Source organism: Borreliella lanei, from assembly GCF_014205895.1.
Taxonomy (GTDB): Bacteria; Spirochaetota; Spirochaetia; order Borreliales; family Borreliaceae; genus Borreliella; species Borreliella lanei.
Window position 1 is genome coordinate 1 of record NZ_JACHFC010000010.1, and the last position, 13,116, is coordinate 13,116.

12 protein-coding genes are annotated in these 13,116 nt (G+C 26.5%); 6 read left to right on the plus strand and 6 right to left on the minus strand.

Features of this window, described 5'->3' with window-relative positions; translation table 11 throughout:
- The 4 genes from HNQ06_RS05240 to HNQ06_RS05225 form a co-directional block, all read right to left on the minus strand.
- The coding region (locus tag HNQ06_RS05240; protein ID WP_184107898.1) for a complement regulator-acquiring protein at positions 1–793 on the minus strand (793 nt) is incomplete at its 3' end.
- Positions 794–1,021: 228 nt separating this feature from the next.
- Positions 1,022–1,885, minus strand: a complete 864-nt coding sequence (locus tag HNQ06_RS05235; RefSeq protein WP_184107900.1) for a complement regulator-acquiring protein — start codon at positions 1,883–1,885, stop codon at positions 1,022–1,024.
- A gap of 236 nt (positions 1,886–2,121) precedes the next feature.
- On the minus strand, positions 2,122–2,979 hold the full coding sequence (locus tag HNQ06_RS05230; protein ID WP_246343402.1) for a complement regulator-acquiring protein: 858 nt from the start codon (positions 2,977–2,979) through the stop codon (positions 2,122–2,124).
- A gap of 203 nt (positions 2,980–3,182) precedes the next feature.
- A complete protein-coding gene (locus tag HNQ06_RS05225; protein WP_184107905.1) occupies positions 3,183–4,046 on the minus strand; it encodes a complement regulator-acquiring protein in 864 nt (287 codons plus the stop codon).
- A 513-nt stretch (positions 4,047–4,559) separates the two neighbouring features.
- Here HNQ06_RS05225 and HNQ06_RS05220 point away from each other — a divergent pair.
- Both HNQ06_RS05220 and thyX (HNQ06_RS05215) read left to right on the plus strand, forming a co-directional pair.
- Positions 4,560–5,381: an OMS28 family porin gene (locus HNQ06_RS05220; protein ID WP_184107908.1), complete on the plus strand. Its 822-nt coding sequence runs from the start codon at positions 4,560–4,562 to the stop codon at positions 5,379–5,381.
- A 228-nt stretch (positions 5,382–5,609) separates the two neighbouring features.
- Positions 5,610–6,410: an FAD-dependent thymidylate synthase gene (thyX, locus tag HNQ06_RS05215; RefSeq protein WP_184107910.1), complete on the plus strand. Its 801-nt coding sequence runs from the start codon at positions 5,610–5,612 to the stop codon at positions 6,408–6,410.
- 296 nt (positions 6,411–6,706) lie between these two features.
- Here thyX (HNQ06_RS05215) and thyX (HNQ06_RS05210) read toward each other — a convergent pair whose 3' ends face one another.
- Both thyX (HNQ06_RS05210) and HNQ06_RS05205 read right to left on the minus strand, forming a co-directional pair.
- Entirely contained in the window at positions 6,707–7,507 is an 801-nt protein-coding gene (gene thyX / locus HNQ06_RS05210) for an FAD-dependent thymidylate synthase (protein ID WP_184107910.1), read from the minus strand.
- A 228-nt stretch (positions 7,508–7,735) separates the two neighbouring features.
- Complete coding sequence (locus HNQ06_RS05205; protein WP_184107908.1) at positions 7,736–8,557, minus strand: OMS28 family porin; 822 nt, start codon at positions 8,555–8,557, stop codon at positions 7,736–7,738.
- Between the two features lie 513 nt (positions 8,558–9,070).
- Here HNQ06_RS05205 and HNQ06_RS05200 point away from each other — a divergent pair.
- The 4 genes from HNQ06_RS05200 to HNQ06_RS05185 all read left to right on the plus strand — a co-directional run.
- Entirely contained in the window at positions 9,071–9,934 is an 864-nt protein-coding gene (locus HNQ06_RS05200; protein WP_184107905.1) for a complement regulator-acquiring protein, read from the plus strand.
- Between the two features lie 203 nt (positions 9,935–10,137).
- Entirely contained in the window at positions 10,138–10,995 is an 858-nt protein-coding gene (locus tag HNQ06_RS05195) for a complement regulator-acquiring protein (protein WP_246343402.1), read from the plus strand.
- 236 nt (positions 10,996–11,231) lie between these two features.
- A complete protein-coding gene (locus HNQ06_RS05190) occupies positions 11,232–12,095 on the plus strand; it encodes a complement regulator-acquiring protein (protein WP_184107900.1) in 864 nt (287 codons plus the stop codon).
- Between the two features lie 228 nt (positions 12,096–12,323).
- Positions 12,324–13,116: complement regulator-acquiring protein (locus tag HNQ06_RS05185; RefSeq protein ID WP_184107898.1), on the plus strand; the 793-nt coding region annotated here is incomplete at its 3' end.

Below are 13,116 nucleotides of genomic sequence, written 5' to 3' on the forward strand. Positions count from 1 at the left end.
TGTAATTTGTGTAATTATTTTCAGCACCCTCTTTTTTAATTGTTTTTGAAATTTCGTCAACAGTTTTTGCCAAAGTTTTTTTAAACTTTTCTTTTAGCATTAAGTCAAATTCTACGTGTATTAGTAAGTTTTTTAAATTTTCTAGGCTTAGAGTGTTTAATTCTTTGTCTATTATTTGTAAATAGTTATCTAGTTGCTCTTGAATACTTAGTGTTGTGTGATAAAGGAATGTTCTAATTATATCTTCGTCAGGACTACCTTTAAGTGTTTCAAGAATTTTTTTTAATTTATCTATTTCTTCTTTTTCGTAATTTAAAGATGCTTGAATTATTCTTTCTATTTGTAGTTTTTGAGTTTCTTGAACTTTTTCGCTTAATAAAGTAAATTTAGTGCTTGTAGCTTTTTCAAAGTTTTCTTTGGCTTCTTCGTTTTTTCCATAAGATGCAGGGTAGATCTCAAGAGCATCTGCTAAATTGTCCTTATTAGGGTTTTTAAGGTTTTTGGCAATTCCGTTATCTTCTTCATTTTTTTGAGTTTTTAGTTTATTGCCAAATTCTTTTAGTTTTGCGATTACATCTTCTTTTGGAGATTTTTGATTTAAAGAATTAAGGTCTCCAGATGCATTTTCAGAATTTTTTTCAAAATTTTTTTCAGAATTTTCTATGTCTTCTTTTGCATTGGTGTAGCCGTTTACCTTTGTATCAAGTGGATTAACAGCACATGAGATGCAAATTAAAGTCAGTATTGCTGCAATGATGCTAAGCTTGATTGTGTTTAGGTTAGTTGTTATCAAAGTAATCTCCTTACAAATTAGAATTAATATTAATTAATTCTAATATAAAATAATAATATAACTATATTGCAACAATTGCCAAATAACAACATTATTATTTAATAATTAGAGATTAAATTTATTGTTGTTTTTAGTTTGGATTTATTTGGATTTGGATTGCAAGCCTAAAAAAAAAAGAGAAGAATTAACTTCTCTTTTTTAAAACTTCAAGTGCAATATATTATTTTTTTAGATTGGTTTGTTTTTAATTTGGTTGTAATTTTTTTGTTTAAATTGAGCACCTTTGACAGAATAATCAAATACTTTGTAAGTTTCAGTTATGTGTCCTATTATGTAATTTGTGTAATTATTTTCAGCACCCTCTTTTTTAATTGTTTTTGAAATTTCGTCAACAGTTTTTGCCAAAGTTTTTTTAAACTTTTCTTTTAGCATTAAGTCAAATTCTGCGTGTATTAGCAAGTTTTTTAAATTTTTTAGGCTTAGAGTGTTTAATTCTTTGTCTATTATTTGCAAATAGTTATCTAGTTGCTCTTGAATACTTAGTGTTGTGTGATAAAGAAATATTCTAATTATATCTTTGTTACTTTCACTATCTTTAAGCTTTTCAAGAATTTCTTTTAATTTATCTATTTCTTCTTTTTTGTAATTTAAAGATGCTTGAATTATTCTTTCTATTTGTAGTTTTTGAGTTTCTTGAACTTTTTCGCTTAATAAAGTAAATTTAGTGCTTGTAGCTTTTTCAAAGTTTTCTTTGGTTTCTTCGTTTTTTCCATAAGATGCAGGGTAGATCTCAAGAGCATCTGCTAAATTAGGGTTTTTAAGGTTTTTGGCCATTCCGCTATCTTCTTCATTTTTTTGAGTTTTTAGTTTATTGCCAAATTCTTTTAATTTTGCGATTACATCTTTTCGCTCTTCTTGATTTTCAGAAGCAAAGTTCCCAGATTCATTTTCAAAATTTCCGGTGTCTTCTTTTGAATTTGTGTGGTCGTTTACTTTTGTGTCAATTGGATTAGTAGCGCATGAAATGCAAATTAAAGCCAATATTGCCGCAATGGCATTAAGCTTAATTATATCTAGTTTGGATTTTGTCAAAACACTCTCCTTATAAATTAAAACTAATATTTATTAATTCTAATACAAAATAATAATATAACTATATTGCAACAATTGTCAAATAATAATATTCTTATCTAAATATTAAATAAGAATATTGTTATTTTTAGTTTGGATTTACTTGGATTTGGATTATGAGCCTAAAAAAAAAAGAGAAGAATTAACTTCTCTTTTTTTCTTGGAAAAAATTTCAAGTGCAATAATATTATTTTTCTTTAAATTATTGCTTTTAATTCATTTAATTTTTTTTGTTTAGATTCAGCATTTTTGACAGAATAATCAAATATTTGGTAATTTTCAATTATGTGCCCTACTACGTAATTTGTTTTTATAGTTTTTTCAAAATTTTCAATTTGTTCCTTGCTAAGACCATATTCTTTGCTTTTTTCTGCAAAGTATTTATTTTGAATTTCTTGGTAAACCTCGTTAACAGTTTTTTCCAAAGTTTTTTTAAACTTTTCTTTTAGCAGTAAGTCAAACTCTACGTGTATTAGTAGTTCTTGTAATTCTTTTTCGCTTAGATTGTTTAATTTATCTTTTTTTATTAATTCTAAATGGTTGTCTAGTTGTTCTTGAATGTTTAGTGTTGTCATATAAAGGAATCTTATAGCTATATCTTTGTGATCCTCTCTATCTTTAAGTGTTTCAAGAATTTCTTTCAAATTATTTATTTTATCTTTATCGTAATTTAAAGATGAGTAAATTATTCTTTTTATTTGCATTTTTACATTTGTTTTAGTTTTTTCAGTTGCTGTATTAAAAAAAAAGGGCTTGATTTCGCTGGCAAGAGTATCTATTAAATCAGATTCTTTAATTTCAGCTATTTTTGCAATTTCTTGATTTTTTTGAGTTTCCAGTTTCTTGCCAAGTGCTTCTAATTTTGAAACTATGGTTTCTTCTTGAGATTTCTGCTTTAAAGACTCCGGATTTCCAGATTTTTCTACGTTTTCTTTTATATCGGTTCGGCTGTTCACTTTTGGATCAATTGGATTAACAGCACATGAAATGCAAATTAAGGTTAATATTGTTGCAATGATATTAAGTTTGATTTTATTTAGTTTATTTTTTGTCAAAATAATCTCCTTATACATATTTATAAGTTAAAATTAATGTTTGTTGATTTTAATACAAAATAATATAACCGTATTGCAGGATTTGCTTAATAACAATATTATTATTTAATATTAAAAATTAAATTTCTATTTTATATTTTTAAGTTTCTTTCAATATTTTAACCTCCTTTAATTCGTAACACCCACCACACATACACCACTAATTAGTAGTGTATGTGGTCACAACAGGTTTTTAGCGGTGTTTCAATATTGTTTAAAATTTGAATACTTTTATCTGAGTTTAATTCATATTCGTGTCTAATCCTTATTACTTCTCCTAGAATTTTTCCATCAGATCTGCATCCCCCCGTATTTTTGTCATATTCGTCAATAATGTTGTCTACGGTTTTTATCCATGAATTTCTCTCTTGTATTAGTTTTTCAAAATTTTCTTGAATCTCTTTTATTGTTTTTGTTCTAAAATTGAATATTAGGCGTCTTTGCTCATTTTTAGTTAAAAGATTAACGGCATTTTCAAATGCTTCTTGGATTTTAAATCCTGTCCAAAAAATTAAACCAATAAGTCTGTAATGGTCGCCATTTGAGCTTGATGTTTGTGCTAGTATTGTTGCTAATTTTTTGATTTTATTTTCATCATAATTTAAAGATGAGTAAAATAATCTTCTAAGCCTGTTGTCTTTTAACATGAAATCAATATTCATGTCTTTTTTTTCTGGGAATGTGGTTTTGTTTACTCTAAATTGATCAGTAGGTTCGATTTTTTGAATATCTGTGTTTATTTTTTGAGTAAACATTTCGATATTTGGTCCTATTTTGTTAATTAGTTTTTCATTCTCATCAAATTCTTGTGCAATTTTTTTAATTATTTCTTCTTTTTCATTTTTCAAGAACTGGCTTTGTTGTAAGTTTTGAATATTTTTTTTAATTCCAGAATTTTTAACTTCAATAGGGTTTGGTTGTAATTCGCTTGTTGCTTCTGTGTTGTTTGATTTAGAATAAAGAGAGCATGAGAATAGTAAAGTTATTTGAAACAGTTTCAATATTTTCCAAATTGTGTTTTTTTTCAAAACGTAATTCCTTTAAAAAAATTAATCATTAGTTTTATTTGGCAAGTTCAATATTTTTGATTTCTAATATAGAAATGTATTTCAATTTCTTTAATTTTCAATGTTTGTTTTATCTATTTAAAATATGATTTAATAAATTAATTATTTAAAATATTTCGTTTGGTTTTTTTAATTTGTTAGCATATCAATGTAATTAGCATTGATGTTAATGCTATGCTTGCTAAGGTGTATTAATTTTAAAAATTTTTGCCAGTAGTCTTGTTTTTGTTTATGATTGAGTTATACTTTTCATGTGTTATTTTATAATAATAAATCTGACTATTATGAAATAACACCGTTCTCCCCATTTTAATATAAATTCTGAGTGTTTAATATTTATTAAAAGCCTTTGGTTTTCAAAGCTATTCTTAATTAAAAAAGTTAATTATATGTTTTTATACAAATATGTATTGATTCTAATTTAGTTATGTTTTAAAATATTAAAAATAAATGTTTAAATAAGGAGAATTAACAATGACTAAAATATTTAGTAATTTAATAATTAACGGATTATTGTTTGGATTTGTAAATTTAAATGTGTTTGCAGATTCTAACAATGCAAATATTATCAAGTCTCAATCCGATGTTTTAGAACAACCAGATCAAAAAGATGATAAAAAATTAGATCAAAAAGATGATAAAAAATCATATCAAAAAGATGACAAAAAATTAGATCAAAAAGATCAGGTTAATCAAGCTCTAGATACTATTAACAAGGTAACCGCAGATGTTTCTAGTAAGTTAGAGGGAGTTAGAGAATCATCTCTTGAGTTGGTAGAATCAAATGATGCGGGGGTAGTTAAAAAGTTTGTAGGTTCAATGTCTTTAATATCAGATGTTGCTAAAGGAGCTGTTGTTGCATCAGAAGAAGCAACGATTGTGGCAAAGTGTTCAGGAATGGTTGCTGAGGATGCAAACAAGGTTGTTGAAATGTCTAAAAAGGCTGTTCAAGAAACCCAAAAAGCTGTTTCTGTTGCTAGTGAAGCAACATTTTTAATAGAGAAGCAAATAATGTTAAATAAATCCCCAAATAATAAGGAATTGGAATTAACAAAAGAAGAGTTTGCTAAAGTAGAGCAAGTTAAAGAAACTTTAATGGCTTCTGAAAGGGCTTTAGATGAAACAGTTCAAGAGGCTCAAAAAGTTCTCAATATGGTTAATGGTTTAAATCCATCAAATAAGGATCAAGCAGCAGCAAAAAAAGATGTTGCAAAGGCTATTTCTAATGTTGTTAAGGTAGCCCAAGGCGCAAGAGATCTTACAAAAGTAATGACCATTTCTTTATATATGAGGTAGTTAGATATACAGATTTATATAAATGATTAGAGGTTAAAGCAAAAAGGTTTGAAGCTAATTATATTAGTTTCTACCTTTTTTTATTTTGCTAAAAGGTCAATATTAATCTCCCTATTAAGGCTGTTCTTATGATATAATGTTTTCGTTCTGAATATTTACATTTTGAATATTTACTTGAATATTTATATTCTTAACTAATGAATTTACCTTAAGTAGGAGTATCAATTTTTGAATAAAGAATATAAAATTTTGGATAATGGGTTTTTAAAGCTTATTGATTTTATGGGAGATGATAGGAGAATAGTTAAGGCCGCAAGGATTTCTTATCGAGGAGAGAGTGTTAAAAGAAAAGATGAGGAACTTATTGACTATTTAATAAGAAATGGGCACACAAGTCCATTGGAGCAAGTGGTTTTTACATTTCATGTTAAAGCCCCAATATTTATTGCAAGGCAATGGATGAGACATAGAACTGCAAGGATTAATGAAGTTTCTGGATGCTACAGTTTGGCAAGAGAGGAATTTTATGTTCCTTTAGAAGAAGATCTAAAGTGTCAAATTTCTAGTAATAGATCCAAAAGTGAGTTTAATTCTTTGGGAAAATTATCAGACAAAATAAAACAGCATCAAAAATATTCTTATGAGCTTTATCAAGATATGGTCAATTCTAATATTCCAAAAGAACTCTCAAGAATAGTTTTGCCCTTAAGTTTATATACTGAATGGTATTGGCAAATTGATTTAAATAATCTTTTTCATTTTATTAAATTGCGATTAGCTTTAAACAGTCCAAAAGAAATTAAAGAGAATTCGCCAAAAGAAATGCGCGAATATGCTAAGGCATTGATAAGTATAGTAAGAGAAATTGTGCCGATAGCTTTTAGCAGTTTTGAAAATCATTTTTTAAGAGGAAAGAGATTTTCTCGTGAAGAGATAATGGCAATTGTTAATGCTTTGGATTTAAATAAGCTTAGCATGGTGGATCCTGAAAAATTGGACTTATTGAAAGATAAGCTAGGAATTGATTGATTTTTAGCGTTTATTATTAGTTATTGAATTTTATATTTATGGCCAAAAATTAATTTTTTAGCATAAAGTGTAATTTTTAAAAGACAGTTTGAATTATAAATTAAATATTATAATAAGAGTTTATTAGTATACTAATAAACTCTTATTATAATAAGAGTTTATTAGTATACTAATAAACTCTTATTATAATATTTAATTTATAATTCAAACTGTCTTTTAAAAATTACACTTTATGCTAAAAAATTAATTTTTGGCCATAAATATAAAATTCAATAACTAATAATAAACGCTAAAAATCAATCAATTCCTAGCTTATCTTTCAATAAGTCCAATTTTTCAGGATCCACCATGCTAAGCTTATTTAAATCCAAAGCATTAACAATTGCCATTATCTCTTCACGAGAAAATCTCTTTCCTCTTAAAAAATGATTTTCAAAACTGCTAAAAGCTATCGGCACAATTTCTCTTACTATACTTATCAATGCCTTAGCATATTCGCGCATTTCTTTTGGCGAATTCTCTTTAATTTCTTTTGGACTGTTTAAAGCTAATCGCAATTTAATAAAATGAAAAAGATTATTTAAATCAATTTGCCAATACCATTCAGTATATAAACTTAAGGGCAAAACTATTCTTGAGAGTTCTTTTGGAATATTAGAATTGACCATATCTTGATAAAGCTCATAAGAATATTTTTGATGCTGTTTTATTTTGTCTGATAATTTTCCCAAAGAATTAAACTCACTTTTGGATCTATTACTAGAAATTTGACACTTTAGATCTTCTTCTAAAGGAACATAAAATTCCTCTCTTGCCAAACTGTAGCATCCAGAAACTTCATTAATCCTTGCAGTTCTATGTCTCATCCATTGCCTTGCAATAAATATTGGGGCTTTAACATGAAATGTAAAAACCACTTGCTCCAATGGACTTGTGTGCCCATTTCTTATTAAATAGTCAATAAGTTCCTCATCTTTTCTTTTAACACTCTCTCCTCGATAAGAAATCCTTGCGGCCTTAACTATTCTCCTATCATCTCCCATAAAATCAATAAGCTTTAAAAACCCATTATCCAAAATTTTATATTCTTTATTCAAAAATTGATACTCCTACTTAAGGTAAATTCATTAGTTAAGAATATAAATATTCAAGTAAATATTCAAAATGTAAATATTCAGAACGAAAACATTATATCATAAGAACAGCCTTAATAGGGAGATTAATATTGACCTTTTAGCAAAATAAAAAAAGGTAGAAACTAATATAATTAGCTTCAAACCTTTTTGCTTTAACCTCTAATCATTTATATAAATCTGTATATCTAACTACCTCATATATAAAGAAATGGTCATTACTTTTGTAAGATCTCTTGCGCCTTGGGCTACCTTAACAACATTAGAAATAGCCTTTGCAACATCTTTTTTTGCTGCTGCTTGATCCTTATTTGATGGATTTAAACCATTAACCATATTGAGAACTTTTTGAGCCTCTTGAACTGTTTCATCTAAAGCCCTTTCAGAAGCCATTAAAGTTTCTTTAACTTGCTCTACTTTAGCAAACTCTTCTTTTGTTAATTCCAATTCCTTATTATTTGGGGATTTATTTAACATTATTTGCTTCTCTATTAAAAATGTTGCTTCACTAGCAACAGAAACAGCTTTTTGGGTTTCTTGAACAGCCTTTTTAGACATTTCAACAACCTTGTTTGCATCCTCAGCAACCATTCCTGAACACTTTGCCACAATCGTTGCTTCTTCTGATGCAACAACAGCTCCTTTAGCAACATCTGATATTAAAGACATTGAACCTACAAACTTTTTAACTACCCCCGCATCATTTGATTCTACCAACTCAAGAGATGATTCTCTAACTCCCTCTAACTTACTAGAAACATCTGCGGTTACCTTGTTAATAGTATCTAGAGCTTGATTAACCTGATCTTTTTGATCTAATTTTTTGTCATCTTTTTGATATGATTTTTTATCATCTTTTTGATCTAATTTTTTATCATCTTTTTGATCTGGTTGTTCTAAAACATCGGATTGAGACTTGATAATATTTGCATTGTTAGAATCTGCAAACACATTTAAATTTACAAATCCAAACAATAATCCGTTAATTATTAAATTACTAAATATTTTAGTCATTGTTAATTCTCCTTATTTAAACATTTATTTTTAATATTTTAAAACATAACTAAATTAGAATCAATACATATTTGTATAAAAACATATAATTAACTTTTTTAATTAAGAATAGCTTTGAAAACCAAAGGCTTTTAATAAATATTAAACACTCAGAATTTATATTAAAATGGGGAGAACGGTGTTATTTCATAATAGTCAGATTTATTATTATAAAATAACACATGAAAAGTATAACTCAATCATAAACAAAAACAAGACTACTGGCAAAAATTTTTAAAATTAATACACCTTAGCAAGCATAGCATTAACATCAATGCTAATTACATTGATATGCTAACAAATTAAAAAAACCAAACGAAATATTTTAAATAATTAATTTATTAAATCATATTTTAAATAGATAAAACAAACATTGAAAATTAAAGAAATTGAAATACATTTCTATATTAGAAATCAAAAATATTGAACTTGCCAAATAAAACTAATGATTAATTTTTTTAAAGGAATTACGTTTTGAAAAAAAACACAATTTGGAAAATATTGAAACTGTTTCAAATAACTTTACTATTCTCATGCTCTCTTTATTCTAAATCAAACAACACAGAAGCAACAAGCGAATTACAACCAAACCCTATTGAAGTTAAAAATTCTGGAATTAAAAAAAATATTCAAAACTTACAACAAAGCCAGTTCTTGAAAAATGAAAAAGAAGAAATAATTAAAAAAATTGCACAAGAATTTGATGAGAATGAAAAACTAATTAACAAAATAGGACCAAATATCGAAATGTTTACTCAAAAAATAAACACAGATATTCAAAAAATCGAACCTACTGATCAATTTAGAGTAAACAAAACCACATTCCCAGAAAAAAAAGACATGAATATTGATTTCATGTTAAAAGACAACAGGCTTAGAAGATTATTTTACTCATCTTTAAATTATGATGAAAATAAAATCAAAAAATTAGCAACAATACTAGCACAAACATCAAGCTCAAATGGCGACCATTACAGACTTATTGGTTTAATTTTTTGGACAGGATTTAAAATCCAAGAAGCATTTGAAAATGCCGTTAATCTTTTAACTAAAAATGAGCAAAGACGCCTAATATTCAATTTTAGAACAAAAACAATAAAAGAGATTCAAGAAAATTTTGAAAAACTAATACAAGAGAGAAATTCATGGATAAAAACCGTAGACAACATTATTGACGAATATGACAAAAATACGGGGGGATGCAGATCTGATGGAAAAATTCTAGGAGAAGTAATAAGGATTAGACACGAATATGAATTAAACTCAGATAAAAGTATTCAAATTTTAAACAATATTGAAACACCGCTAAAAACCTGTTGTGACCACATACACTACTAATTAGTGGTGTATGTGTGGTGGGTGTTACGAATTAAAGGAGGTTAAAATATTGAAAGAAACTTAAAAATATAAAATAGAAATTTAATTTTTAATATTAAATAATAATATTGTTATTAAGCAAATCCTGCAATACGGTTATATTATTTTGTATTAAAATCAACAAACATTAATTTTAACTTATAAATATGTATAAGGAGATTATTTTGACAAAAAATAAACTAAATAAAATCAAACTTAATATCATTGCAACAATATTAACCTTAATTTGCATTTCATGTGCTGTTAATCCAATTGATCCAAAAGTGAACAGCCGAACCGATATAAAAGAAAACGTAGAAAAATCTGGAAATCCGGAGTCTTTAAAGCAGAAATCTCAAGAAGAAACCATAGTTTCAAAATTAGAAGCACTTGGCAAGAAACTGGAAACTCAAAAAAATCAAGAAATTGCAAAAATAGCTGAAATTAAAGAATCTGATTTAATAGATACTCTTGCCAGCGAAATCAAGCCCTTTTTTTTTAATACAGCAACTGAAAAAACTAAAACAAATGTAAAAATGCAAATAAAAAGAATAATTTACTCATCTTTAAATTACGATAAAGATAAAATAAATAATTTGAAAGAAATTCTTGAAACACTTAAAGATAGAGAGGATCACAAAGATATAGCTATAAGATTCCTTTATATGACAACACTAAACATTCAAGAACAACTAGACAACCATTTAGAATTAATAAAAAAAGATAAATTAAACAATCTAAGCGAAAAAGAATTACAAGAACTACTAATACACGTAGAGTTTGACTTACTGCTAAAAGAAAAGTTTAAAAAAACTTTGGAAAAAACTGTTAACGAGGTTTACCAAGAAATTCAAAATAAATACTTTGCAGAAAAAAGCAAAGAATATGGTCTTAGCAAGGAACAAATTGAAAATTTTGAAAAAACTATAAAAACAAATTACGTAGTAGGGCACATAATTGAAAATTACCAAATATTTGATTATTCTGTCAAAAATGCTGAATCTAAACAAAAAAAATTAAATGAATTAAAAGCAATAATTTAAAGAAAAATAATATTATTGCACTTGAAATTTTTTCCAAGAAAAAAAGAGAAGTTAATTCTTCTCTTTTTTTTTTAGGCTCATAATCCAAATCCAAGTAAATCCAAACTAAAAATAACAATATTCTTATTTAATATTTAGATAAGAATATTATTATTTGACAATTGTTGCAATATAGTTATATTATTATTTTGTATTAGAATTAATAAATATTAGTTTTAATTTATAAGGAGAGTGTTTTGACAAAATCCAAACTAGATATAATTAAGCTTAATGCCATTGCGGCAATATTGGCTTTAATTTGCATTTCATGCGCTACTAATCCAATTGACACAAAAGTAAACGACCACACAAATTCAAAAGAAGACACCGGAAATTTTGAAAATGAATCTGGGAACTTTGCTTCTGAAAATCAAGAAGAGCGAAAAGATGTAATCGCAAAATTAAAAGAATTTGGCAATAAACTAAAAACTCAAAAAAATGAAGAAGATAGCGGAATGGCCAAAAACCTTAAAAACCCTAATTTAGCAGATGCTCTTGAGATCTACCCTGCATCTTATGGAAAAAACGAAGAAACCAAAGAAAACTTTGAAAAAGCTACAAGCACTAAATTTACTTTATTAAGCGAAAAAGTTCAAGAAACTCAAAAACTACAAATAGAAAGAATAATTCAAGCATCTTTAAATTACAAAAAAGAAGAAATAGATAAATTAAAAGAAATTCTTGAAAAGCTTAAAGATAGTGAAAGTAACAAAGATATAATTAGAATATTTCTTTATCACACAACACTAAGTATTCAAGAGCAACTAGATAACTATTTGCAAATAATAGACAAAGAATTAAACACTCTAAGCCTAAAAAATTTAAAAAACTTGCTAATACACGCAGAATTTGACTTAATGCTAAAAGAAAAGTTTAAAAAAACTTTGGCAAAAACTGTTGACGAAATTTCAAAAACAATTAAAAAAGAGGGTGCTGAAAATAATTACACAAATTACATAATAGGACACATAACTGAAACTTACAAAGTATTTGATTATTCTGTCAAAGGTGCTCAATTTAAACAAAAAAATTACAACCAAATTAAAAACAAACCAATCTAAAAAAATAATATATTGCACTTGAAGTTTTAAAAAAGAGAAGTTAATTCTTCTCTTTTTTTTTTAGGCTTGCAATCCAAATCCAAATAAATCCAAACTAAAAACAACAATAAATTTAATCTCTAATTATTAAATAATAATGTTGTTATTTGGCAATTGTTGCAATATAGTTATATTATTATTTTATATTAGAATTAATTAATATTAATTCTAATTTGTAAGGAGATTACTTTGATAACAACTAACCTAAACACAATCAAGCTTAGCATCATTGCAGCAATACTGACTTTAATTTGCATCTCATGTGCTGTTAATCCACTTGATACAAAGGTAAACGGCTACACCAATGCAAAAGAAGACATAGAAAATTCTGAAAAAAATTTTGAAAAAAATTCTGAAAATGCATCTGGAGACCTTAATTCTTTAAATCAAAAATCTCCAAAAGAAGATGTAATCGCAAAACTAAAAGAATTTGGCAATAAACTAAAAACTCAAAAAAATGAAGAAGATAACGGAATTGCCAAAAACCTTAAAAACCCTAATAAGGACAATTTAGCAGATGCTCTTGAGATCTACCCTGCATCTTATGGAAAAAACGAAGAAGCCAAAGAAAACTTTGAAAAAGCTACAAGCACTAAATTTACTTTATTAAGCGAAAAAGTTCAAGAAACTCAAAAACTACAAATAGAAAGAATAATTCAAGCATCTTTAAATTACGAAAAAGAAGAAATAGATAAATTAAAAAAAATTCTTGAAACACTTAAAGGTAGTCCTGACGAAGATATAATTAGAACATTCCTTTATCACACAACACTAAGTATTCAAGAGCAACTAGATAACTATTTACAAATAATAGACAAAGAATTAAACACTCTAAGCCTAGAAAATTTAAAAAACTTACTAATACACGTAGAATTTGACTTAATGCTAAAAGAAAAGTTTAAAAAAACTTTGGCAAAAACTGTTGACGAAATTTCAAAAACAATTAAAAAAGAGGGTGCTGAAAATAATTACACAAATTACA

Excerpts from the sequence above, each read along its gene's own strand:
- HNQ06_RS05205 (WP_184107908.1), bottom strand. The coding sequence starts at position 8,557 with ATGACTAAAATATTTAGTAATTTAATAATTAACGGATTATTGTTTGGA.
- HNQ06_RS05220 (WP_184107908.1), top strand. The coding sequence starts at position 4,560 with ATGACTAAAATATTTAGTAATTTAATAATTAACGGATTATTGTTTGGA.